The sequence below is a fragment of the Quyinboa sediminis genome (assembly GCF_042219855.1).
GTDB lineage: Bacteria > Bacteroidota > Bacteroidia > Bacteroidales > UBA5342 > JBHJHP01.
This window is the reverse complement of the sequence record NZ_JBHJHP010000003.1, coordinates 186,216-212,633: the sequence shown is the minus strand read 5'-3', so window position 1 is coordinate 212,633 and position 26,418 is coordinate 186,216. Positions and strand designations below refer to the sequence as shown.

At 39.2% G+C, this 26,418-nt stretch carries 19 protein-coding genes; 6 read left to right on the top strand and 13 right to left on the bottom strand.

What is annotated here, in order from left to right; translation table 11 throughout:
* Position 1: 1 nt before the first annotated feature.
* From xseA to ACE1EF_RS08870, 3 genes are all read right to left on the bottom strand, one after another.
* Positions 2 to 1,381, bottom strand: coding sequence for an exodeoxyribonuclease VII large subunit (gene xseA, locus ACE1EF_RS08880; RefSeq protein ID WP_375720295.1), 1,380 nt, complete (start codon positions 1,379 to 1,381; stop codon positions 2 to 4).
* Positions 1,381 to 2,985: a S8 family serine peptidase gene (locus ACE1EF_RS08875; protein WP_375720294.1), complete on the bottom strand. Its 1,605-nt coding sequence runs from the start codon at positions 2,983 to 2,985 to the stop codon at positions 1,381 to 1,383. Before ACE1EF_RS08875 ends, xseA begins: the two co-directional genes overlap by 1 nt.
* A gap of 137 nt (positions 2,986 to 3,122) precedes the next feature.
* Positions 3,123 to 4,451, bottom strand: coding sequence for a PhoH family protein (locus ACE1EF_RS08870; RefSeq protein WP_375720293.1), 1,329 nt, complete (start codon positions 4,449 to 4,451; stop codon positions 3,123 to 3,125).
* Positions 4,452 to 4,609: 158 nt separating this feature from the next.
* On the opposite strand from ACE1EF_RS08870, the gene ACE1EF_RS08865 reads away from it, so the two are divergent.
* Positions 4,610 to 5,887: a bifunctional folylpolyglutamate synthase/dihydrofolate synthase gene (locus ACE1EF_RS08865; RefSeq protein WP_375720292.1), complete on the top strand. Its 1,278-nt coding sequence runs from the start codon at positions 4,610 to 4,612 to the stop codon at positions 5,885 to 5,887.
* Between the two features lie 122 nt (positions 5,888 to 6,009).
* Positions 6,010 to 6,267 carry a YkgJ family cysteine cluster protein gene (locus tag ACE1EF_RS08860; RefSeq protein ID WP_375720291.1) on the top strand — a complete coding sequence of 86 codons (258 nt, stop codon included), beginning with the start codon at positions 6,010 to 6,012 and terminating at the stop codon, positions 6,265 to 6,267.
* Here the strand turns inward: ACE1EF_RS08860 and ACE1EF_RS08855 are convergent.
* Positions 6,264 to 7,667, bottom strand: a complete 1,404-nt coding sequence (locus ACE1EF_RS08855) for a hypothetical protein (protein ID WP_375720290.1) — start codon at positions 7,665 to 7,667, stop codon at positions 6,264 to 6,266. The two genes, ACE1EF_RS08860 and ACE1EF_RS08855, sit on opposite strands and share 4 nt — an antisense overlap.
* A gap of 129 nt (positions 7,668 to 7,796) precedes the next feature.
* Between ACE1EF_RS08855 and ggt the strand changes: the two genes are divergently transcribed.
* Positions 7,797 to 9,491, top strand: coding sequence for a gamma-glutamyltransferase (gene ggt, locus ACE1EF_RS08850; protein WP_375720289.1), 1,695 nt, complete (start codon positions 7,797 to 7,799; stop codon positions 9,489 to 9,491).
* A gap of 92 nt (positions 9,492 to 9,583) precedes the next feature.
* On the opposite strand, the gene ACE1EF_RS08845 is transcribed toward ggt, so the two are convergent.
* The 3 genes from ACE1EF_RS08845 to ACE1EF_RS08835 form a co-directional block, all read right to left on the bottom strand.
* On the bottom strand, positions 9,584 to 10,261 hold the full coding sequence (locus ACE1EF_RS08845; protein ID WP_375720288.1) for a hypothetical protein: 678 nt from the start codon (positions 10,259 to 10,261) through the stop codon (positions 9,584 to 9,586).
* 218 nt (positions 10,262 to 10,479) lie between these two features.
* Positions 10,480 to 13,245, bottom strand: a complete 2,766-nt coding sequence (locus ACE1EF_RS08840; protein WP_375720287.1) for a phosphoenolpyruvate carboxylase — start codon at positions 13,243 to 13,245, stop codon at positions 10,480 to 10,482.
* Positions 13,246 to 13,423: 178 nt separating this feature from the next.
* Positions 13,424 to 15,358, bottom strand: a complete 1,935-nt coding sequence (locus ACE1EF_RS08835; RefSeq protein ID WP_375720286.1) for an LTA synthase family protein — start codon at positions 15,356 to 15,358, stop codon at positions 13,424 to 13,426.
* A gap of 460 nt (positions 15,359 to 15,818) precedes the next feature.
* Between ACE1EF_RS08835 and ACE1EF_RS08830 the strand changes: the two genes are divergently transcribed.
* Both ACE1EF_RS08830 and ACE1EF_RS08825 read left to right on the top strand, forming a co-directional pair.
* The gene (locus ACE1EF_RS08830) at positions 15,819 to 16,808 is read left to right on the top strand and encodes a T9SS type A sorting domain-containing protein (RefSeq protein ID WP_375720285.1); all 990 of its coding nucleotides are present in this window, start codon (positions 15,819 to 15,821) and stop codon (positions 16,806 to 16,808) included.
* Positions 16,809 to 16,998: 190 nt separating this feature from the next.
* The gene (locus ACE1EF_RS08825) at positions 16,999 to 18,615 is read left to right on the top strand and encodes an ABC-F family ATP-binding cassette domain-containing protein (protein ID WP_375720284.1); all 1,617 of its coding nucleotides are present in this window, start codon (positions 16,999 to 17,001) and stop codon (positions 18,613 to 18,615) included.
* 693 nt (positions 18,616 to 19,308) lie between these two features.
* On the opposite strand, the gene ACE1EF_RS08820 is transcribed toward ACE1EF_RS08825, so the two are convergent.
* The 6 genes from ACE1EF_RS08820 to gdhA all read right to left on the bottom strand — a co-directional run bounded on the left by ACE1EF_RS08820 (position 19,309) and on the right by gdhA (position 25,023).
* Positions 19,309 to 19,803 (bottom strand): hypothetical protein, encoded by a 495-nt coding sequence (locus ACE1EF_RS08820; protein WP_375720283.1) that lies wholly within the window; start codon positions 19,801 to 19,803, stop codon positions 19,309 to 19,311.
* A 556-nt stretch (positions 19,804 to 20,359) separates the two neighbouring features.
* Entirely contained in the window at positions 20,360 to 20,746 is a 387-nt protein-coding gene (locus tag ACE1EF_RS08815) for a hypothetical protein (RefSeq protein WP_375720282.1), read from the bottom strand.
* A gap of 36 nt (positions 20,747 to 20,782) precedes the next feature.
* A complete protein-coding gene (locus ACE1EF_RS08810; RefSeq protein WP_375720281.1) occupies positions 20,783 to 21,385 on the bottom strand; it encodes a hypothetical protein in 603 nt (200 codons plus the stop codon).
* Positions 21,386 to 21,508: 123 nt separating this feature from the next.
* Entirely contained in the window at positions 21,509 to 22,384 is an 876-nt protein-coding gene (locus ACE1EF_RS08805) for a hypothetical protein (protein WP_375720280.1), read from the bottom strand.
* 304 nt (positions 22,385 to 22,688) lie between these two features.
* Positions 22,689 to 23,186 carry an ORF6N domain-containing protein gene (locus ACE1EF_RS08800; RefSeq protein ID WP_473774486.1) on the bottom strand — a complete coding sequence of 166 codons (498 nt, stop codon included), beginning with the start codon at positions 23,184 to 23,186 and terminating at the stop codon, positions 22,689 to 22,691.
* Between the two features lie 505 nt (positions 23,187 to 23,691).
* On the bottom strand, positions 23,692 to 25,023 hold the full coding sequence (gdhA, locus tag ACE1EF_RS08795; RefSeq protein WP_375720278.1) for an NADP-specific glutamate dehydrogenase: 1,332 nt from the start codon (positions 25,021 to 25,023) through the stop codon (positions 23,692 to 23,694).
* A 394-nt stretch (positions 25,024 to 25,417) separates the two neighbouring features.
* On the opposite strand from gdhA, the gene ACE1EF_RS08790 reads away from it, so the two are divergent.
* Positions 25,418 to 26,296 carry a hypothetical protein gene (locus ACE1EF_RS08790; RefSeq protein ID WP_375720277.1) on the top strand — a complete coding sequence of 293 codons (879 nt, stop codon included), beginning with the start codon at positions 25,418 to 25,420 and terminating at the stop codon, positions 26,294 to 26,296.
* Positions 26,297 to 26,418 lie beyond the last annotated feature (122 nt).

Here is a 26,418-nt window from a genome sequence, read left to right as displayed (position 1 = left end):
GTTAATCCACCGTACTTTGTTTTTTTCCGTCAGATAGAACGGTGATTATTTTATCACCCTTGCGCAGATCGCTCACCCTGGTTACAACTGCTCCGTTTCTGGTTGTAATGGAATACCCCTTTTCAAGGATTTTTACCGGGTCCTGATACTCAATCTTCAGGGTATATCTTTCAAGCAACTCTGATGAAGATTCAATCTTTCGTCTTGCAGAAGTTTGCAGACGATCAGTGATCTTGGCCAGATTATCTGCTTTGTTTTTGGCAAAATGCAGTGATCCCTTGTTCAGATCCCTCGAATAAGTTTGCAATAAACTCTTCTGTTCAGCCAACCTGAAATGGATTTCACCATGCATTTCCTTTGTAAGTGACTCAATACCGAACTTTTCATTTCGCAGACGTTGCTGGGTTACCGGTTTTAACTGTGTAATAACCTGCATTAATCTGTTCCTGTTTTCGATCAGTATGTCTTCTGTACCCGAAAATATTCCATCAGCCAGTTGATTCAGTTTTGCATCGAATTCTGTAAAACAGCCGACCAGGTATTCAGCCACTGCAGTAGGCGTCTTTAATTTTGTATGAGCCACAAGATCCAGCACGGTTTCATCCTTATCGTGTCCTATTCCGGTTAAAAGTGGGATGGGAAACTGAGCAGCCATGAAACATAATTCATAATCATTAAAACAGTTCAGGTCCAGCACCGCACCTCCCCCTCTCAATACAAGAACCGCATCAAACAAACCGGCATATTCAAATACCCGGTGTAATGCATCCATTATGGACCCGGGTGCCTTTTCGCCTTGCATCACCGCTTCAAAAAGCTTAACCTGGAAATGATATCCATAGGTATTATGCTCAAGCTGATTCATAAAATCCTGTAATCCGGCAGCACCCGATGATGAAATAACAGCAACGGTTTTGGGAAGAAGCGGCAGTTCCAGTTCCCTGTTCATATCAATCACACCGTCCTTTGTCAGCAGGTCGATGGTTTGCTGCATCCTCATGGCCATCTCGCCGACCGTATAAGCAGGATCAATATCACGGATATTCAGACTTATTCCATATACCTCGTGGTACTCCACTACACCCCTTACCATGACCTTTAAACCCGTTCCCAGTTCTATACCGGTACTGGTCTCAAAAAAAGGTTTTAACATTCTGAATGCGGCAGACCATATGGTAGCTCTCATCCGTGCATTGATGGTATTGGCCCCTTCTTCTTTTTCAACCAACTCGAGATAACAATGCCCTGAAAAGGAATTTACTTTATACTCAGCAATTTCAGCAATAACCCAATACGATATTTCAAGATGTTCATCAAGTGTCTCTTTGATAACTGAAGATAGTTCAGATAGTGTTATTTGTTTCTGTCCGCCGTTATGCATTATAATACACTTATCTTTTGACTTAAGTTCCGTTTGTTTGTCACAATATTCATTATGTACATTCCCGGAGCGATGCCATCAGGAAGATAAACTTTCTGTATAAACTCATTATTTAAATGGCGGACTTCCACAATTTTCCCTTCCATAGAATATAAGGTAAGAACGGATAGGGTTTCACCCGGAGGAGTTTCCACAATAAATGCAGTACTGGCCGGATTTGGATACACCTTAATAACAGTAGAGCGTTCGGTATTCTTTTTTGATTCCTCCAGCCAGGCCTGATAAATATCCGGAATCCCATAACCAATGCTGTCATTCGGATTCTTATACCTGTTGCTGTACGACAATATAAGCTCTCTGATTTCCATGGCGGTTTTTCGTGGAAAAGCCTGCCACAGACAGGCACTCATACCTGCCATCACCGGAGATGAAAATGAGGTACCGTTTCCGGTTCCGATATTACCGTTCGGCAACTGAATAACTGTGTGATAGCCATTCGATGCCACATCGGGTTTGATCCTGCCATCTGCTGTAGGACCACGCGAACTGAAATAGGTGTAAGTACTGTCCTTATTCACTGAACCAACCGCCAGTACTTTCTTTGAATCTGCTGGTCCAATAATCGTCTGCCATGATTTATTCCCCTCATTTCCAGCACTGTTTACAACCAGCATTCCTTTGGATGCCGCAATATTGGCTCCCTGCGTGACCCTTATTTTTCTACCGTTCAGGTCCGCCTGGGTATAACTCATTGACGGATCATCAAAAACAGAATAACCCAGTGACGAATTGATGATATCTGCCCCCATGCTATCGGCGAATTCTGCACCTGCAATCCAGTAGTCCATTTCAACGGGATACTCTGATGCCGCATCTTCAGTATGGATCAGCATATAATCAGCGTCGGGTGCTGAACCTACCAGGTAACCCGGCACATTGCCCCCCATTATGCTTAACACAGCCATGCCATGTGTATGTGTGTCGAAAATATCTCCACCGGGGTTTACAAAATCCCTGGTCAGTAAAATCTGGTTTTTCATCCACAACGAATCAAAAGCAGGAAGCGAATCAACATGATAAAAACCAGCATCCAGAACAGCAATACGTTTTCCCTTCCCTGTAAATCCCATCGCATGCATCTCCTGTCCGTTATGGATAGCTATCTGATCCAGAGAGCCACCATAGTCAGGGACAGCAGCATTAAGGGTTTCGAATTTCATCTTAGCCGATTTTAACTGCGGCTCAATCCAGGTCAGATTAACGGAGTCAACAAAACGAAGATTCCTGATCTCCTCCACCAGCAAAGAATCATCTGTCATTATAGTCACAGTATTGAGCCATCTGCTGGTACAACGGATATCAACATCATGCATTCTGATGGTATCCAAATAATAGTGCTGAACCGGAATATCCAGAGAATCAATTTTAATTCCCTGGTTCAGCCTGCGTTGAATGGCTCTTTGCGTCAGGAACTTTTCAGGATGATCCAGAGAAAATTCGGTATTATCCTTATCGCTAAGCCATACCAGGTATTTCTTTTTCTGACCCATAAAATTCTGGGTCAGACCAAATAAAATCAATATTAACAGCAGGTTCTTAAACATCGTACAAACTTACAAACAAAGTTACAAAAGAAAGGATCATTACGATAGCATCCTGAATGTTCCAACCGCAAAAACAAAAAAAGGGAAGCCGCAAAGAACCTCCCCGTTTATTGAAAATTGAAACTAAAGAGCCAAATTTAAAGCAACATACTGGCCAGCTCGGACAGGTAAGAACGTTCACCTTTAACCAGGTTAATATGAGCGAATAAATCCTGTCCTTTCATTCTGTCCGCAAGATAAGCCAGTCCGTTGGAATGTTCATCCAAATATGGAGAGTCTATCTGCTGTATGTCACCGGTAAATACCATTTTTGTTCCTTCACCTGCACGCGTAATTATCGTTTTTACTTCGTGCGGAGTCAGGTTCTGTGCCTCATCAATAATAAAATATGTGTCCGAAAGGCTTCGTCCCCGGATATAAGCCAACGGAGTGATCATCAACCGTTCTTCTTCTGATAGAATTTCTATTTCCTTCACCTCTTTTGATGCCGGAGTAAACTGATGTTTAATCACATTCAGGTTATCAAACAAGGGTTGCATATAAGGCATAATCTTCTGTTTTTCATCACCGGGCAGAAATCCAAGATCACGGTTAGCGAGAGGAACAATCGGCCTTGCCAGGAGAATCTGGTTATAGCTCTGGTGCTGAGCCAAAGCTGCGGCAAGTGCCAGCAATGTTTTTCCTGTTCCCGCACGGCCTGTCAGTGCAACCAGCTTAATATCCTGATTCATCAACACATCGAGCGAAAAGGCCTGTTCGGCATTGCGTGCTTCAATACCAAAACATTTTTCCTTCATCACCTTTTTAATATGACCACTAAACGCATCATACCTTGCTAAAACGCTGCTGGAGTGGTTTTTTAATATGAAGCAGTCATTCGGAGTAACCGGTTCTTCAAAACTGAAATCCTCCAGTGGCATTCCCTCGTGCTCCTTATATAACTTTGCTATTAAATCGCTGTCGTAACCTTCGTGAATCTTAATCTGTTTATGAATGACATCCGGGTCCTTCACTTTATCGGTCCGGTAGTCCTGGGCCATAATGCCGATAGATTTGGCTTTCAGACGTAGATTGATATCTTTGGATACGAAGATTGTTGGTTGTTTGGGATTGTTATTTTTTATCCAGTCGGCGATGGCAATGATCCGGTGGTCCGGTGTCATCTCAAAAAAAGATTCCTTCATGGATTCAGGAAATGGTTTCCCTGAAACTACAAATAACCGACCTTTTCCCCTTCCCAGGCTTACACCTTTGGTAAAAAGTTCGTCACCGGCAATTTTGTCCAGCTCGCGGGTAAACTCACGGGCATTAAAATTAATCTGATCATTTCCCTTCTTAAACCGATCCAGTTCTTCCAGCACATGTATAGGAAGATAGATGTCATTCTCCTGAAACTGATAAATACATTCAAAATCGTGCAGGATAACATTGGTGTCCAGAACAAAAGATTTTTTTACTTTAGGCATATGTTTAATATTGTATTGGTTTAAAGATAAAAAAATATCGAACCCGAATTTTTTACCCCGTTTTTTATCCGCAATTTTGCACGCGGTTCGCTTACCATAAATTAGGTTAAAAGCTGTAAATCAAAACTTAAAATGAGGGTTTATTTTATCAACAATAAATGAACTACAACGAGACACTACAATATTTATTCAACAGCCTGCCGATGTATCAGCGTGTAGGTAAAGCAGCCTACAAGGCTAATCTTGACAATACCCTTAAAATGGATGCCTGTTTCGGTCATCCGCATAACGATTTTAAAACCATACACGTAGCAGGAACAAACGGCAAAGGAACCGTTTCACATATCCTGGCAGCTGTTTTTCAGAAACATGGTTACAAAACCGGACTTTATACCTCTCCTCACCTCTTTGACTTCAGAGAACGAATAAAAATAAACGGTGAACCGGTGAGCCAGGATGTGGTTATTGATTTTGTTGCTGAACATAAAACCTTGTTTGAAAAGCTACAACCATCGTTTTTTGAAATGACAGTAGCAATGGCATTTAAGGTGTTTCAGGAGGAAAAAGTTGATATTGCCATCATAGAAACCGGGATGGGAGGAAGACTTGATTCAACAAATATTATTTCACCCATGGTATCAGTCATAACCAATATCGGCTATGACCATACCCAGTTTTTAGGTTCAACCCTTGAAGCCATTGCAGGCGAAAAAGCAGGTATAATAAAGCCTGGCATTCCGGTAATTATTGGTGAATCACAGGTTGAAACCGAACATGTTTTCAGAGCCAAAGCCAGTGAAACAGGTTCCGCCATAATGTTTGCCGACAAAAATTTCAATGCTGAGATCATTGACAGAACACCCTTTACTCAAACCATAAAAATAGGTGAAGAAATATATGTAACAGATCTCACCGGAGTTTACCAGCGAAAGAATATTAACACAGCATTGTTTACCCTTGAGCAGTTAAAAATAACCTGTAAACTGAATATAGAGCTTATAAAAAGCGCCTTACTAACGGTAAAAACAAGCACCGGACTAAGAGGCAGATGGGATGTGATCAGTGAAGAACCAACGGTGATCTGCGAGACAAGTCACAACGAAGCAGGAATCAGGGAGATGGTGCAACAACTCCAGTTTTTCGGTTCACGGCATATCCACATCATAACCGGTATGGTGAATGATAAAGACCCCAATGCCATTCTGCCTTTGCTCCCACCCGCTGCGTCATACTATTTCACAAAGGCACATATTGAGCGTGCCATGCCTGAAGCAGATCTGAAAAACCATGCGCAAAGATTTGCCTTGCATGGTGAAACATATCCCAAAGTTGATGAAGCCATTGAAGCGGCTAAAAGAGTGGCAGAACCCGATGATGTGATTATCATAACAGGAAGTATTTTTCTTATTGCAGATGCCCTGCAGTATCTTGAATGACGCCAGAAATCAGGAATAAGGTTTCTATCCCCCGCTTCGCAAATCTCATTTATTGAATCAACCCACATGAAACGCATCTGAAAAACCAACCGGATAAATATTTTCCATTATTTTTGTCCCTCATGAAATGCAGGGAAAATTGCGGTGCGTGTTGCATTGCACCATCTATATCATCACCAATTCCGGGAATGCCTAACGGTAAAAAGGCCGGGGAAAGGTGTATTCATCTCACTGAAGATTTCAGGTGCGGTATATTTAACAGAGCTGACAGGCCGAAAGTATGTGCCGGATTTATGGCTGAAGAACTGGTATGTGGCCAAAACAGAACCGAAGCATTAACTATTCTCAGCGAACTCGAAGCGTCCTGCAGAAAAAACTAACAATGTTTTCCTTTATAACCGAACAGGTGATGTTTAGCAATATGCTCCATCACCTCTTCAGGTATGTATTCGCATAACTTTTCATCTCCCGTTTCAATTAACCGGGTTACATGTTCCGTGGTTATTCCGAGATGCTCCGGTGAGATATCCCTGAGAATCAATATTTTTCTGGTTGCATTCAGATACTTCCAAAGCAGATTATTCTCTTCTGTAAATTCAATATCCTCAGGATAGATGACCTCCCCTGTTTTATGATCGAGCGACGGATAGAGATACATTTTTACATTCTCCTGGAAAAGTGCCCCCATGGCTTCAAGCAGGCCTCCCCTTAAATCCTGGTAATATGTGCTGTCCAGAATTTTTTCAAAAGTCGGCAAACCTACCACAATTCTAAGCTTGATCATTTTAAACTGACCAAAATAATCGACCAGCTGGAAGAACCGGTTAAATTTGGACACCATTACACTCTGTCCCATAATATTCAGCAAATCGACCCTGTGAAGAAAATCTTTTTCATCCAGGTTAGCATCCTGGATAAGGTAATTCAGTGAAATTTCGCAAAAGGAAATGGTATTATCCGGTTTGTAGTCCTCATCGCGTTCAAAGATCTCCATACTGTCCTGAATGAAATCCATCCCCAGCTTATTAATCGGCCTGAAATAACCGCGAAAGACCAAGGCATTTTTCCGGTACAACATATCGCCGGGTTGTTCTACCTGGCCCTCCTGGTCAAACATAATTGCCGGTGTCATATTGGTTCTGACCAACATCAGATTAAGTAACCGGTTATCCACCCAATCCATATCGGGTCCTTCCACATAAACATAATCCACCTCTACCCTGTCGTTATCCAGATTATCCAGCAGGCCCTGCAGAATTTTACGCGGATCTTCCCACATAAACAAACCGCCATAAATTAAATTGACTCCCAGTGTACCCAGGGTATATTGCTGCAAAAGCGTGTCATTCTCAAGCAGTTTGACATGAATATAGATATGATTCGGTTCATACCGCTGATTTCCTTCCACAGCCATTCCCAGCCAACCGTGCCCGTTATTGGTTTTATGATAATTCAGTGTTTCAACCGTATTGGCAAAGGCAAAGAACTTCTGATCATTCTTTTTATCCAGTATCTTTATGAGTTCATTGTATTCATACGTCACCATTTTTCTTAAACGATCCTGGGCGACATAACGCGAAGGCTGCCCGTCGTTATAAAAATGATCACTAAACAGCTTGTCATAGGCAGAAATGGATTTGGCTACTGTATTTGAAGCTCCTCCTGCCTGAAACAGATGTCGCGCCGTTTCCTGGCCTCCTCCAATTTCAGCTATTGTTCCATAATAATGTGAATCCAGGTTTATGTGAACCGATTTTTCTTTTATTCCGAGGGTCTTCATAATATCAGCTGTTTATACAAATATAAAATTATTTACAGGTCCCAATTGTATTAACAACAAATTACCTGCGTTGTTTGCATATGATTTCAAATAAAAGCTTATTACCTTTAGGGCACAAAACAGAATATCATGAAACAAAAAACAGCTGTTGTCGCTCTGTATATATTAATAGTCACGACTTTATATGCTCAGGATCGTGTTACAGGTAAAATGTTTGCCACGCGTTCTGAAGTACTGGGACAGCATGGAATGGTAGCAACCAGCCATCCGCTTGCTACACAAATCGGTCTTGACATTCTGAAAAAGGGAGGTACTGCCGTGGATGCCGCGATTGCTGTTAATGCAGCTTTAGGCCTGATGGAACCAACCGGCAGCGGCATCGGTGGAGATGTATTTGCCATTGTTTGGGATGCCAAAACACAAAAACTGTACGGATTAAACGGTAGCGGGCGGTCTCCTGAAAAGCTAACGTTGGACTACTTAAAATTAAAAGGATATGAGCAAATTCCACCCTTAGGTCCCCTCCCGGTAAATGTTCCCGGATGTGTGGATGGCTGGTTTACACTGCACAAAAAGTTTGGGAAACTACCAATGAAAGAAATTCTGCAACCTGCTATTGACTATGCAGATAAAGGATTTCCGGTAACGGAACTCATAGGTTATTATCTGCAAAGATCTGTTCCGTATTACATATCCAAAGGTTTCCCAAATATTGAAGAAACTTACACTATAAACGGAAAAGCACCGGAGAAAGGTGATATATTCAGTAATCCTGCTCTGGCTGATACCTACAGATTGATTGCCAAAGAAGGTCGTGATGGTTTTTATAAAGGCGTTGTTGCCGAAACGATTTCAGACTTCATCCGTGAGCAGGGAGGCTTTCTATCCGTAGAGGATCTGGCCAAACACCATTCTGAATGGGTGGAACCGGTATCTACAAATTACCGGGGTTACGATGTATGGGAGTTGCCACCAAACGGACAGGGCATCACGGCACTTGAAATGCTGAATATCCTGGAAGGGTATGACTTTTCTCCAGAAGATTACGGATCTGCCCGCCATATTCATCTTGTCACTGAAGCCAAGAAGCTGGCATTTGAAGATCGTGCTAAATATTATGCAGACATGGATTTTGCAACCGTTCCGGTTGAGTACCTGATATCGAAAAAATATGCTGATAAACGAAGAGCAGAAATTGATCTGCACAGAGCCGGAAAATACAATGCAGGAGAGATCAGCAAAGGCGAAACGGTGTATTTTACAGTTGCAGATAAGGATGGAAATATGATCTCCATGATTCAAAGTAATTACCGTGGTATGGGCAGCGGAATGGTTCCTCCGGGCCTGGGTTTTATGCTACAGGACCGTGGTGAACTGTTCAGTCTTAATCCTGAGGATGCCAATGCATATGAACCGGGAAAGCGGCCTTTTCATACCATCATCCCGGCATTTATCACGAAAGACGGCAAACCATATATCAGTTTTGGTGTAATGGGTGGCGATTTTCAGCCCCAGGGACATGTGCAGATTGTGATGAACCTGATCGACTTTAAAATGAACCTCCAGGAGGCAGGCGACGCACCGCGCATCAATCATAACGGGTCATCCACACCAACAGGAATAAAAGCAGAAGATACCGGCGAAATTACGCTGGAGAGCGGTTTTTCTCAGCTTGTCATCAGGGAACTGATGCGTATGGGACATCATGTGGGTTTTGACGATGGCATTTACGGCGGTTATCAGGCTATAATGTACGATGCTGAAAAAGGTGTATATTATGGTGCCTCAGAATCCAGAAAAGACGGACAGGCTGCCGGTTATTGATCTGTCCGAATGTAATCTATCAGTATGAACACATAATGATTAAACAGCCGTGTAAAAATGTCCGGAACTTGTCTGAACAGCACTTTTGTAACTCAATCTGCTCTCAGTTCCTGCACACGTTGAGATTTCTCGTAAACCAGAACCTTTTGTTTCTGACCACTGTTTCTTCCCATAAATTTTTCTGACCCGGCCAGAAGTACCGGAAAAATTCTTCTGAAATCATTTGTCTCGCCGGTACTCTCAATTTCTGCCTGCCAGATTACCTTTGGTTCCAGATGGAGGTTCGAATAATTAATATCATAAGTTGTCAGGTACAAATACCGTTTGTAATTTATTTTCGTCCTGTGAACAGTCTGATAACCTGCAACTTCCATCTCTTCCTCTCCATCAGAGTTTATTTCTCCTGTTGGTGCCCAAACCGGCAGTCGTTCTTCAGTAACATCAAAATGCGGTAATTCAATACCATATTTAAAATAGATGACATAATCTGCATCTTTTATCTGTTTAACCATTTGATATCCTTTGTCAGTAAAAACCGTTAACAGTTGGTTGTAAAATTCCAGGTACTGCAAATCATAGGGTATTATACTCGTATCTTCAGGAACCAGAACACAGGATTTTCCAATACAAACCGTATCGTTTCCGTAACTATCCACATACACGTCAAAACTGGGACCATCTATATAGGAGTGATACGTTTTATAACTGTAATAAGTATCACAACTCCATAAAATGCTAAGTAACGGAGCAAGAAGAATAAGTTTTTTCATGGTTTTAATTTTAATGTCCGACGTTACAATCATTTTTCATATAAGCAAAAAACCTGCCGAAACGAAAAACGCGAACATTCTGATCACCATATTTTCTCCTGTCAGAAACTAAGGATGCATATAAATCGTTTGGAATAAAGCTTTTATGATTTTATATAATTTCAAATAGCTAGGGATCATTACCTAACTTTGATTGCAGGTAACAGAATATCTTTTAATTAACCCGTTGACCCCAGGGCATTTGCAATGGCGTTCACGCACTGTAACAAGGCAAATAACAGATCATTTTCTTCTGCTGTATTTTCACCTTTGATATTCCGCCATTTTCTGATCAGCTGAACCTGCGCATCGTGCAGTGAATTTAAGGCATCTGCCCTTAACTGAGTAGAGTAGAAATGGTTCATCCGGCGTTCACTTATGGGTCTGCCAAGCAGTTCCGACAGCATCTTACGCGTCAAATATAATTCACCCGTGATCTTACCCATTATGTTCTGTTTTACCATCTCATCCTCCACCAATGCGGCATATTTTTTCATGACTTCTTCATCGGTGGCAGCCAGGCTGGAATCCAGATTTGTAAGCACATACCTTACAAACGGTTCATACCTGGCCAAACGTTTAAGTTTTAAGAAAACTTCAGGATCAGCTTTTTGCAGTTCATCCAGAGTTGAACCTACCCCATACCAACTTGTAATATTAAATCGCGTTTGTGCCCAGCTGAAAACCCAGGGAATGGCCCGAAGATCATCCATAGAACGTTTACCTGTCCGGCGTGCCGGACGTGATCCTATTTTACTCGATTCAATAACATCGATAGGTGTGGCTTCGGAAAAAAACTGAAGGAAGTCGGGATCAGATAAGAGCTGATGATAATAATAGCTTCCACGCTCTCCCAGATGTCTGAATAATTCTGATATTTCATCCGGTTTTTCGGGTGTATACTTATGCAATATCGTCTGAGCCGAAACAGTGGCCAACATTAACTCAAGATTGTAGGACGCATTCACCATGTTGGCGTATTTTCGTTCAATGGTTTCACCCTGCTCAGTCACCCTGAATTTTCCCTGGATGGAATTGTGCGGTAATGCCTTAATGAACCAGTGTATCGGCCCTGATCCACGACTGATTGTTCCTCCCTTACCATGGAAAAAGCGAATGACCACTCCATGTTTCATCCCTGTTTCTGCCAGTTTGCGTTGTGCCTGATTCAGGAACCATGAACTGGCAAGAATTCCACCATCCTTGTTGCTGTCGCTGTAACCGATCATCACATCCTGTATCGGTACACCTTTATCACCAGCCTGTAGTTTCAAACTGTTTTTCACAATCTCCTGGCTGAGGTAATCGTCCAGAATATCTGCACTGTCAACAAGGTCATCGATGGTTTCAAACAAAGGCACAACGGGCAGAACCGTAGCCAGTCCGGTATCCGTTTTCTGAGTCAGCCCTGCTTCACGTAAAAAAAGATAAACTGTGAGCAGATCGCCGGCATTGCGGGTCATGCTGACAATAAGTTTACCGATGGAACGGTTGGTATAGTGTTGCACATGTTCGCTGACCACTTTCAGTGTATCGATCACGTTCATGGCTTCTGTTCCTGCCTCAGAATGTGAAACAAGAAATGGCCTGTTGATGGTCAGTTCTTCTGCAAGAAACGCTCTTTTTCCGGCCTCATCCTTCATTACCGACTCAGCCTTTTCCTTATCAATGGATGCAGAAATAATCTGGTAGAGTGCTTTTTCATGATACGCACTGTTCTGACGGATATCCAGCTGAGCCAGATGAAAACCAAAAATCTTTAAAATACGCCTGAACCTTCCGACATCCACATGGGCCACTTCCGGAATTCCATACGCTATCAGTTCCCTGTACAATAAGTCAATATCATTCAGTAGCTGTCCTGAATGACTGTATGCATTATCCCGGTCCTGTAAATCAATATTGTGCTCATGCACCACGTCAATCGGGAGCTTATACAGCATAAGCAAGACATAAGCCTTAAAAATTTCAGAACTGTTTTCCTTCAGAACCATCACACCATCTGCATCAAGTTCCTGAACCAATGCATGAATCCGTTCTGCAAACTGCTCACTCACACCATCAATTTCCTGGTAAATACTGAGTTTTCCAGCCAGCATTATTAACTCTTTTTTTATGATAATAAAGGCATGAATCCTCAAACGGTTCAGTGTAAGCCTGGTTATTTCAGGTGTTACCAAAGGATGGCCGTCACGATCACCGCCCACCCAGTTGCCAAATGACAAGCCGGGAAATAAATCATTGTTTTTTAATTTTTCAGGATCAAATCCCACCTCTTTCCATGCAAGCCTCAAACGTTTATCCAAAAGAATAACCACATCGGGAAATACTTTTGTCAGGTAATGCAGGATGTTATCCAGTTCAGATTCTACTCTTGGTTTTCTGATGTAAATCTCATCGTTATTCCACAGCCGGTGCAGGATGTGCTTAATTTCATCGCGTATGTCCTCCTGTTCAATGTGCGTATACATCTTGTTTTCACGCTTTACCAGCAACAGGTATAGTTTTCGGTATTCCTTTAAAACAACAGTCCGTTTGGCCTCTGTTGGATGTGCTGTCAGTACCGGTTCAATCAGGATATCGGGTAAAACTTCCAGTATCTGATCTTCCGTAATCCCGTTTTCCTTTAACAATTTAAAGTTTGATGCCCATAGTCCGTTTACGCCAGCCATCTCCTTCTCTTCTTTTGCTCTGCGGCTCTGCACCGCGCCATTCACTTCAACCAGGTTAAGTAGCTGAAAACTTAATGACAATAAGTGAATATAATCGTTACTAAGCAGTACTTCTTCAGGAGGCTTGTTGTTTGGACTGATCCATGGAATATAGGGAACAAGTTCGTGTTTTCCACTCTCCTCCAGTACTTCTTTCACACATTCAAGGAGATAGTTCAGATCGTAATAAGGTTTTCCCAATGCGTTTTTTACTTCTTCAAATACACTTTTCATGCTGAGAACTATGTTTAGTACCAAAACAGGAAAAACACATTAACAGTTCATAAAAGCGGACGGGAAATATCATTTGGAATGAGATACGACATACAACTTAAACCGGTAGAATCTCAGTCACTGCATAACCCAAATACGGATCATCTGCAGTGTATTTAATGTATTCACGAATTCATTTTCACCTGCAAATCAGATCATTACTGATAATCCTGTTACTGTACTGCTGAATAACGGCTTTTAGTTTCTGCTCCTGTTGGATGATATCAACTGTAGATATAATATTGTGTTTCAGCAAGGGATCGTTTTTATAATTGAATACGGATGTAATTTTTGTACCATTGAAATAAATAACCAGATCACCTTCCATATACTGATAGTTGTCACCGATATAATTCAAAACATATGTTTTGCTTTGTTTATCCAATAAATTATCCCCGAATGCTACATAGCAACCCGGATAATGAAGATAATGCAACACAGATGGCATGATATCGGTCTGCTGTGCCAGTCGCTCATCCACACCCTTTAAGCTACCATCGGGGGTATAAAATATCAGGGGAATGGCAAATGCATTTACATTGGTTTTATATTCCCTGTGAACCGGAGTTGTGCTGTGATCTGCAGTTATGACAAACAAGGTATTTTTAAACCAGGACTCTTTGGATATGCGTTTAAAAAACAGTCTCAAGGCATTATCGGTATAGCCCACACATTTGTGCAAAGGCATATCTCCAACCGGAAAAACGCCTTCATATTTTTCAGGCACTTTGTAAGGATGATGGGATGAAAGGGAGAAAAAGACGTTCAAAAAGGGCTTATTATCCTTAGCGGTATTCTCTGCGATAAACTGCAGAAAAGGTTCATCCCAGATTCCCCAGATACCATCAAAATACCGGTCATCATTGAATTCATTTTTACCCATATAGTGCTCAAATCCAACCATTTTAGTGAAAGCTGAAAAACCCATTGAACCGTTTGGTGCCCCATGCCAGAATGTTGTATTATAGCCTTCACTGCTCAGTAATCCGGCCATACTGCTTACTTCGTCCGATGAGTATTCAGAAAGTACAAAGGGCAAAACCAGTGCAGGTAAGCCTGAGACAATGGACGGAAGAGCGTCAATGGATTTTCTGCCATTGGCAAAAGCATTGGGAAATACCAGACTTTCACCAGCCAGTGAATCCAGAAACGGAGTATAACCTTTATACGGTTCACCCCCAAGGGAATCATTAAAACAACCAAAGTGTTCCCTTGAAAAGCTTTCCAGAATAATCACCATCACATTTTTACCGGATATTTTCAATGAATCATTGGCAGGATAAACGGGATTGAAATATGCGGTCATTTTATCATCGGATGTAAAATAATCCTTGTGGGTATAGGTTGCTTTACCGAATGTCCTGATGATGCTGAAAGGCGTATTCAACACAATTGCCACCTCTTCCGGTGAGCTGACATAATCCCCTGCATTACTTAATGTTATAGGACGAGTACTGTGACGCCACCCCCCGCGCATCCCGATTACCGCTATTGCAACATATAATAACAGCCCTAAAAAACCTACAGGATAGCGCATCCATTTCCGTTTAAATGTGATGGGCTTAGACTGTACCCTGTTATATAAAAATACCAGTAAAAAGATTAAAACAATCCAAACGACAAAAGCAAACCAGTAGTCAAGTAAAAAGCGGCCGGCGAGTTCAGTCAGATTGACTTCGTGTTTAAAACTGCCTATAATGTTAAAGGTGGTACGTTTAAGAATGAACGGATAATATTCAAAGTCGATTACATTTAAAGCTAAACCAAAGGCATTTATCATCACAAACAGCCACTTCAGAAATTGTCTGTATCCCTGGCTGTTCATACCGGGGAAAGGAATAATAGCTAAAACAAACCAAATACTGTTAAGGTAAAAAACAGCACTGATGTCGAATTTAAGGCCCCCAAGCATCATCCTGCCAAATCCTGTTAAAGTGACATTCTGAAACATATCTGTATTAAACAGGTAAAACAATACCCTGCAAATGGCATATAAAAAAAGTAATATAACGAAACGATACAACAGAACAAAAATGTTACTGATGTGGAATCGTTTAAATAAATACGTATTCATATAGGTTCAATATCAACAGCGTAAAAATAATAAAAACAGGTCAGATGTCTCAGAGAATTCATTTTTGTTTCATCTCAAAATAAAAATCTTAAATGTAAAGGCTCCATTTGACATCATGTAAAATATTCAAAACCGATTAAAATTCATACGTTTTAAAACTGTGGTAAAGTGTAAAAATACTCATATAGACATACTCTTTCAATGTATTTAAATTTTTGTTTATCTGGTCAAAATAAAGGTGCATTAATATGCCTCAATTCCTTTTGATCAAGCCTTGAGTTTTAACTCTAAAAGCTATATAAATGTGGTTTTTATGTTCAAAACCATAAATTATTGCAATCGATTGCCAAAATTCACTTCAAAAGCATCGAAAAGCTTCAAAAAATTTCTGCAAGCAAGGTTTTTTTCATATATTAGCCCACTAACTAATTCTAACTAATCACTAAAACATTCTAATTTTATGAAAAAGTTTTTTACTCTTATCGTATTTTTTATTGTGGCATATGCTACAATTAATGCTCAAAAAAATGTTGTATACATTTGTGTTACGGACCTGGCTTCAGGTGATGCCATTGAGTCAGAACAACCCGTGATTGATGCAATTAAAGCCGGAAAAGGTGGGGACTACTTCACTGTTACACCTTTTGATGCTTCATCAATTACAAGCGAAGATGTACTGACTACGCTCAATGCAGCCGATGTTGTGATTGTAGGCCGTTCTGTGAACAGTGGTGATGTAATCAACGATCCACAGTCAGAAATCTACAGAAAAATTACAGCTCCTGTTATTCACACAAGTCCCTGGGTGATCAGAGGTGACAGATTGGGCTATGTAACCGGAGGTACAGAACATCAGAATACTGATGATGCCAAAGTTGTTCAGGCTCAGATTCAGGATTTGTCAAGCCCTGTATTCGATGGAATCACAAATTCTACTATTGACTGGACCATTGGTTATACCAGTAACCTGACTCCTGAAACAGGTGATGCAGGCGGAACCACACTGGCAAAAACAGATGATGATCGTATTCTTTTGATTCTGCATGATGCAAATGTTACACTTCCTGCCAGCGGTCGCACACCTTTAGGACCTCGTGCATACATGGGTAACGGACAGGACAATGTTGAACCTGCCACGTACTGGAATTATGCAGAAGATGGTGCAAAAGTTTTCATTAACCTTGTGGCATACATGGCCGATCAGGCAACCAGTATTGCAGGCACAAAAACTGAAGCTGCACAGCTTTTAATTGTAAACTACAACGGAACCGTTCGTATTTCGAATAACAAGCTCAGCGATGTAAATGTATATACATTAAGCGGACAGCTCGTTAATAAACCTGTTGTTTCGAACCACACTGCTGAAGTTTCAAACCTTAACAAAGGTGTTTACCTGGTTAAAGCAACTGTTGACAATCAAACTGTTACCGGTAAATTTATCGTACAGTAACGATTTAAAATGATATGCAGAAGGGGTATTGCTTTCAGGCTTTACCCCTTTTTTATTCTAAAAACAGTAAATTATACCTGAAAGTTACGGCTCCATAAAACGCTCTTTCAATTTAACTTTTTGTTCCGGTTTTATTGATTACTTTTGCGCGCTCAATTGATTCGATAATAACTCAGCACAAAAAAATAGTATGATAACAGTTTCAGATCTGGCCATTCAATTCGATAAAACCCCTCTTTTCTCCGATGTCAACCTTAAATTCATGCCTGGCAACTGCTATGGTGTCATTGGTGCCAACGGAGCTGGAAAGTCAACGTTTCTCCGAATAATATCAGGAGAACTGGACTCCACCAGTGGTTCTGTTTCTTTGGGACCCGGTGAACGTCTTTCTGTATTAAAACAGGACCATAACGCATTTGATGAATACCCTGTTCTTGAAACTGTATTGCGTGGACATGAAGAGCTATTCCGGATTATGCAGGAAAAAGATGCCCTTTATGCAAAGCCCGATTTTTCGGAAGCAGACGGTTTTAAAGCAGCGAAACTTGAAGATGACTTTGCCTCAATGGATGGCTGGAACGCTGAGAGTGATGCCGCCATGCTTTTAAGCGGCCTTGGAGTTAAGGAAGCATTGCACTATCAGCTGATGAGAGATATTGACGCAAAGCTGAAGGTTAAAGTTTTGTTGGCCCAGGCTTTGTTTGGCAATCCTGATAATCTGTTGCTGGATGAGCCGACCAACGACCTTGACCTTGACACTGTACTTTGGCTTGAAAACTACCTCGCAAATTTTGAGAATACGGTGATTGTTGTCTCACATGACCGTCACTTCCTGGATAATGTTTGTACCGACATTGTGGATATTGACTATGGAAAGATCAAAACATTTTCCGGCAACTATACCTTCTGGTATGAGTCCAGCCAGCTGGCGCTAAGGCAGCAGGCCAATCAGAATAAGAAAGCTGAAGAGAAGAAGAAAGAACTACAGGAATTTATATCAAGGTTCAGCGCCAATGTAGCCAAATCGAAACAGACCACCAGCCGGAAAAAGATGCTGGAAAAACTGAAGATAGATGAAATTCAACCCTCAACCCGACGCTATCCGGGAATTATTTTTCAACCGGAACGTCCTGCAGGTGACCGGATTCTGACAGTCACAGGACTGAAATATGAACTGGAAGGCGCAACATTGTTTAAAGATGTCAGTTTTACGGTAGAAAAGGATGATAAAATTGTGCTTATCTCCAGGGATAACCGTGCGGTTACTGCGTTCTTTAAAATGATTCTGGGAGAAATAAAAACAAAGCCTGATCAGGTGGAATGGGGTCAGACCATTAAAACAGCCTACCTGCCACAGGATAACACGGCTTTCTTTGAAAAAAATCTTAATCTAATGGACTGGCTTGGTCAGTTTTCATCCAATACCGACGAGAGCTACCTGAGGGGTTATCTGGGTAAAATGCTGTTTAACCGGGATGAGATTACCAAAAGCTGTACCGTACTTTCCGGTGGAGAAAAGATGCGTTGTATGATCTCACGCATGATGTTGCAACAACCCAATTTGGTTATCCTGGATCATCCGACCAACCACCTTGATCTGGAATCGATTCAGGCCTTTAATAATAATATGAAGACCTATCCGGGCCACATCCTGATGGCATCGCACGACCATGAATTTATCCGAAGCGTGTGTAACCGGGTTATTGAATTAACACCCACCGGTATTATCGACAAATACATGGATTTTGAAGATTATCTGGCTGATGAGAAAATCAGGGAACGACGGAATGCAATGTATGAAGGGTAATTAGTTTCATTATTGAAAATCAATAATATTCAGAATACACATTAGTCATTATTTCAAAAATTCGCCAGAACATGCGGCCTTGACGGGTTCTCATTTCATTTGAAGTTGCATTCTCCGGCCTTGATTTACATAAGATCTTTTAATCACGGGGTGTTACCCCGGGCAACCAATATTTGACTCCTACGGAGTCTTCTCACAAAAAAATGTCATTATTTGAATTGGCCACTTCACAACCCACAGTCTGGCGTAGGTTCGGCTCCAGCCTACGTCATGAGCTTAGTTGTTAAAACGACGTAGCTTAGAAGTTATGCCGAACAAGAGGGGAAGCTTACACCGTTAACAACAAGGAAATCATTTTACATTATTATAAATGATTAAGAAAAAAGTAATGATAGTTGCAAATATTAGTAAAAATTGTGCCCAAAGCAGTTTTTTATAAAACCTTTTTTTACTCTCACTTTTTTCCTTTTTAATAAGTTTCCTGAAATTTCTTAAATCGGAGCTATTTGTAAGGTCTATTCCATAGCCATTTTTCTTTAGTACACTTTTCATTTTAATTTGCGTAAAAAGACTTGCAAAGCCAACGCAAAAAAATATAATTACAAATATATTAAACACTATGAATTTAATTTTTATTAAACTTATTGCCTTCTCCTAATGTTCGGCGCAGGCACCAGCCTACGTCATATTTAATCATTTACAAAGAACAAAATCTGATGATTTTTCGATTATGACAGTATCCCTTTCCGTTACTCCAAAAAGTTTAAATTTTCTGGGATCATTTAATTGCTTTTTTATGTCTTCGACATAATCAGGCATATAACCATATTTTAATGCAACTCTAAAAAACCTTTTAGCATTAGCGTCTAACATAATGGTATCAGAATCAAAATAGCGCAGCTCCAATGAATTTGTGTCAATTTCAATGTAATACTTATAATAATATTCACTGACATTTAGGTCATGATTCAAGTTATTATGCACTTCAAGAACAAAAACAAGGGGTACATATCCAAATCCATAATCAGAATTAATTTGCAATTTTTTAATCAAAAATAATAAATCATCACCTTCTGAATCCTGTTTTACGAATCTTAATTCACTATCACTGCATGTTCTATGACCACATGAAATAAGGGTAATAGCTGCATAAGCTATCAAGAATCCCATTAAAAATAACTTAGTCATTTTCTTCGCTTTAAATATTTTCAGTTTAATAGACTCCAACTTAACTCATAACGCGAGCTTAGTTGTTTAAAACGACGTAGTTTAGAAGCTTTGCCTAACTATTAAAACCACTTGCATCTTGCTTTTAGAAAGACTTTATATTGAAGTAAATACTAAAAATAAAACCTAAAAACCCTATTAAAAAAAGCATGAAAGTCCATCGATATTGCCTTTTTAATTTTATATCAGTTGTATTACTAATCTTACCAAGGAAAATAAATACAATTTTTATATCATTCTGATTAGGAATAATTCTTTTTAGACTTTTTTCATCAATATCATCTTTCAGATGCTCTTTCATTTTATTAATTGAGCCTAAAACTATAAATAAGGATATTATAGCGCTAAAAAATCCAATCATAACCATCAATAACTAATACCATTTTCACAATAATATGTGTTTTTCAATGAAACATCTTTCACTTCCCTTATCCAAGTTTCTCCAAATTCCCTTGATAGACTTTTGTTTCACATGGAGATATTCTCCGGCCTTGATTAAGATACCCTTTACACCAACCTAATTTAAGCTATCACAAAAGTTTTTAATGATAAAACATGTATCCATTTCAGGGTTTTTAACTATGATTTTATTATCATATTTATCCTTATTTATTGTGTCACCTTTAAATATGAATTCATAAAATCCACTCCTATCCATAGGTAGTGAAAATGAATAAACAGAACCATTACTTTTTATGTCTATCACAGGAAAAGAATGATTTTTATAATCTATATACTTTTTTATAACTACACCTGTTATTTCAGATTCCAAAAATGCGTTATAAACATGCTCACAGTTTTTTCGCTTAAATTCATCCAGAGTAAAAAAGAAATACAATAATGTCAATACCGCCAATGTGAAGCTTATTTTTCTCCGATTCTTAATAATTTTTTTAAGCCACATAAATTTCACTATCTAAATTATCTATTCTTTAAAACCTTAAAAATCTTCAAAGTGAATTACAGCCTTTCTTTTTACATATCTTTTCTTTTGAGAATCATAGAATTTCACCTTGAATGTCATTTCGTTCTTTACCCTTGTCTGAATTATAAAAGGCAAATTTTCATTTTTATTATATTTTAAATTGTAATCCTGATAGAATCGTTTTTGATCGTATGGCATTACTGATATCAGATTATGGAGCATAAATGAAAAATCCCCATTATTAACTGAACAAAGTTTAGCTTTTGCACCATTCGTTTCAAATACGTACCAAACAATATTTAAATACGCCCCATGATTCATCACTTTTTCTACAACAAAATATTTCGCATTATTTGTTATAAAATATGATGTAGCATATATATTACTTAGCAGATAAACATCCGGGGGATCAATTTCAACTTGTTTGATATCCTCATATAAACCGTCCTTTCCGGATTTTAACAGTACAATAAATTGTTTATTAATTTCAGGAAATCTTGACAATAAACTGTCTTCATGTTGCTCATAATATTCAGTATCAAAACATCCACCAAAACTGCAGCCCAGAGGCTTAACTATAGCCTTACAATCATTATTATCAGAGAATATGGTATCCATGCAACAAACCTTTACCGGGATAGTTCCAAAACTATGAACGCTAAAAAAGACTAACAGAATAAAAATATTTGAATGTTTCATAAGTTGATTTTCAACAACATAGAATATATACAATGTAATAGCTCATTTGATCATTTCATCAGTATCCCATGTCACTTCATACTCATACCATTTATTATTAGATCTGGCCAGAATATGCTTACCTTTTACGATAGTTTTGGAGACATTTGGAATTCTGCCCTTTTCGGTCCCATATTTTATTGACCTAAACTCAAGGTTTAAAATATCCTCTTCATTTATCATGTCTTTATCAGCTAATAGTGCAGTTGTAGCAACAATACCAAGTTTTGAATTAAAATGACAATTTATTACTCTTCTGGACTTTGTTTTTATTTCCCATTTAATTTCTCCTTTTGACAGATCTATCATATGCAACATATATGATGAACTAACCAGCAAATATCTACCCGTATCATCAACAAAAGCATTATGAATGATATCAGCATCAGGTAAAATTTGGTCAAATAAACCTTTAAATATAAGCTCCCCTTTATTGGTGAAACAAAAAAAGACATTTTGATAAAAACTGAAAACAACCAAAAAGTTACTATTAGATGAGAAATTGACAACAGGTTCAATATTTACTTCGCTGATATGTAGTATATCCCCATCCTTATTAAAAAAACCGATATATTTTGAGGGAGCTTCTCCTTCGAAATAAGCCACAAAACAGTTATTATCAGGAGATATTTTTTTAGTATTAAAACTCCTTATATAAACATCATTTAAGGATGCACTTTTTAAATGATTCTTTTCATCTTTTGATAGTAATGCTATATCTGTATAGTCAATAATATTATTATGAACTATATAATTATTAATTGAATCAATTTCCTTTATTTTATTTATTTTCAGATGCTTTTCTGATTTCTGAGCACTTGCATTATTCAGAATTCCAAATAACAATACGAGCGTAATAATGGGTGCAATTCTTTTCACATTAATAATTTTAAGAATACTTCATAATGTCCTTTCAGAGACTTTTATTATTCAACAACAAAGTAAATATACAAAAACAACCCAATATTTCAACATTTCATATGTCAGAACTTTATGCGGCCTTGACGGGTTCTCATTTCATTTGAAGTTACATTCTCAGGCCTTAAATTACATGATCTTTTAATCACGGGGTCTTATCCCGGGCTACCAATATTTAACTCCTACGGAGTCTTTTTACAATTAAGATCTGAAAAATTACGTTAATCTTTCGTATTCTCAAGTCAGGTGCAGATTTACTATTCGCTTATTCTTCCTGACTATCATATGTTTTAAACCCAATGCGTTTCCTTTTGGAAATATTTATTTCTTTTTGTTTTGCTTCTTCAAACTGTTTTAAATATTCAAATATCAGCATTATTTTTTTGTTGTGATCAGCAGACTTGTACTCAATGTCGTCCAGTCGTCTCATAAGTTTTGTATTATCATTTAATGCTTTCCTCAATTTTATAAAAGTCCTCATTATGGCAATGTTAATATCTATAGCCTTTTTGTTTTTTAAAACACAGGATAGCATTGCGACACCTGTTTCGGTAAATGCAAACGGCCTTGCCCCGCCAAGTATCTTTTTGGAAAGTATCACATTTTGTGATACCAGTAAATCAATTTCATCATCTTCTAATTCAAACATAAAATCTAAGGGGAATCGTTCAATATTTCTTCTTACAGCTTGTTTTAAGACTCTTGTTTCAACATCATACAGATCTGATAAATGAATATCCAAAATAACCTTTTCGTCCCTCAATAATAGTATTTTACTGGCTATTGTTTCAAGTGGTATAATAATATTTGACACAGCTAATGGGTAATAAAATATTCAACAAATTACATAAATATACAAAATAAAATTCCATTAACAGAATATATGCGGCCTTGACGGGTTCTCATTTCATTTGAAGTTACATTCTCCGGCCTTGATTTACATGATCTTTTAATCCCGGGGTGTTACCCCGGTCTACCTATATTTGACTCCTACGGAGTCTTCTCACAAAAAAATGTAATGATTTGAATTGGCCACTTCACAACCCACAGTCTGGCGTAGGTTCGGCTCCAGCCTGCGTCATGAGCTTAGTTGTTTAAAATGACGTAGCTTGGAAGCTATGCCAAGCAAATTATTGTGTATTTAATAATATCCCGATGATCTACATTGTCGGGATCAATTCAGAACATTATAAGTATTGATTCTGAATCGACAGTTTCACTGACTGATTACACAGAGCTTGTCCAACGAAGCGGAACGCGATGCTGGATTACACCAGCCCATGATCCAGCATGGCATTGGCTACCTTGAAAAAACCGGCCACGTTAGCACCTTTGACGTAGTCAATATAACCATCGCTTTGTTTTCCGTATTGCACGCAGGCATTATGAATGTTCAGCATAATCTGTTTCAGGCGGTTATCCACCTCTTCCGGCATCCACATCAGTTTCATGGCATTTTGCGACATTTCCAGTCCAGATACGGCTACTCCACCGGCATTGGCCGCTTTGCCCGGAATAAAACCAACCCTGTTTTCCAGAAAATATTTCGTTGCGTCCAGAGTTGTCGGCATATTGGCGCCTTCTGCCACAATGGTACAGTTATTTTTAACCAGAATTTTGGCCGATTCCAGATCCAGCTCATTTTGTGTTGCGCACGGTAGAGCCACATCCGTATTAATTTTCCATACATCATTTCTGTCTTCACTGAATTCAGCATGGCTTTTGATATCACAGTATTCTCTTATTCTTCCGCGACGTATTTCCTTTATTTCCTTAACCAGCTCAAGATCAATACCATCCTTATCGATAATACATCCGTTTGAATCGGACATGGTCACCACTTTTCCACCTAGCTGCTGCACCTTTTCGGCAGCATAAATAGCTACATTACCGGCCCCCGAGATAGTCACAATTTTATCCTTAATTGTTGTACCATGCTCTTCAAGGAATTTCTGTGTGATGTAGACAAGTCCGTAACCGGTTGCTTCCTTTCTGATCCAGCTTCCTCCCCAGTGCGTTCCTTTCCCTGTCAAAACACCTTCAAATCGGTTGACAAGACGGCGATACTGTCCGAACAAAAAACCAATCTCGCGACCGCCAACACCTATATCGCCAGCCGGAACATCTGTATTCGGACCGATATGCCGGTACAGTTCTGTCATAAAACTTTGGCAAAAGCGCATCACTTCATTATCCGATTTGCCCTTGGGGTCAAAGTCTGAACCGCCTTTTCCACCGCCCATGGGAAGTGTGGTCAAAGCATTTTTAAATATCTGTTCAAAACCCAGAAATTTAAAGGTCCCAAGGCTTACTTCAGGGTGAAAACGGAGACCTCCCTTATAAGGTCCCAGCGCACTGTTAAACTCAATACGGTAACCGCGGTTCACATGAATTTTTCCACGATCGTCCTGCCAGGGCACACGAAACATCAGAATCCTGTCCGGCTCTGTAATCCGTTCAATAATATTGGCTGCTTCGTAACGGGGATTTTTGTTATACACTTCTTCAATAGACTCCAGTACTTCGCGTACTGCCTGATGAAACTCAAGCTCACCCGGATTGTTCTCAACGAGGTTCTTTAAAACTTGTACAGTGTTCATAGTTATTGATTTACATTCATATAAATGAACGAAAATCAACAGGCATTCTGAATGATTTTTATCAGGCCCTTTATGCCAAGTACTTAAGCGATCATATGAGTCCCTGACCTGAATATTTAAGTGCTACCGTACGGTTAACTGATCACTTGTCGCGATTAAACTCTTCAAATTAGAAAATTCAGGATTGCATTACAATTATTATAAGCAGATTCCGTTTCAAAAACAGATTTAAAGGTATATTTTTGTGAAAAATAATAAGTAGCAGGACACAGGTAACAGGTATCTAGACGAAGACATAATTATTTAGACTTATAAATATTCAATGAATGATCTACGGTTTAAGTAAATCCTTAACCCGAATCCTGATACGTGATACTTTAAAAACTAAAAACGAATGAAAATAAGCTTAACGGATAAGAGATTTGTGCTCACTTTAATCATCGTCATTTCCATTGTTATGACAAGTGTTCTGGTGCTGTTTTTTATACAGAACAACACCATGAATCAAATGGAAGAATCTTTTAATATTGAAAAGGATTCCCTGTTGGGTGATTACCGCGAGCTGGCTTTTCAGTATGATTCGCTGATGCCACAAACAGATTCCATGATCCTTCGGCTGGATATTGAACGGCAAAAGGTGGTTCAACTCATGGAAGAACTCGAAACCGTAAAAGCGACAAATGCCTATAAAATAAGGGAATATAAAAAGGAACTCTCCACCATGCGCAAAGTGATGAAACACTATGTATTTCAGATAGACTCATTGAGCCAGGTAAACCAGGAATTGAGAGAAGAAAACAAAAAAGTGGCTCAGCGTTACGAAGAAGCCTCGCAGACGGTCAATAAATTACAGGAGGAAAAGGAAACGCTGGTAAAAAAAGTGGAAATAGCCTCCCAGCTTGAAGCTTCGGATTTTAAAATTGACATGCTTAACGATCGCGGAAGGACGACAAGGAGACTAAGCAAAGCCGTAAAAATTGAAATTTGTTTTAATCTGAGTAAAAACATTACCACACCGGTTGGGGAAAAACCTGTGTACTTAAGAATTACGGCTCCCAATAATGAGGTCCTTATAAAAGATTCAAATAACACCTTTAAGTATCAGGATAAGGACATTCTCTACTCCATAATGCGGGTTATAGAATACGAAAGTGAAGCCATGCAGGTATGTGGATACTGGAAAATTGAAGAATTTTTATTCGAAGGAGAATACCGTGTTGACGTATTTGCCGATGGTTATCTGATTGGTCAGGCCATATTTGAATTAAGTTGATTTCTTTAAATTATTGAAAGCAAACTGATTACTTGAGAATTATTTTTTTTAGATTTTTTTCAAATAATCGTATTTTTTTCTTTTATAACCGGTTTTTAATCCTACCTTTGCCTAAATTTTAA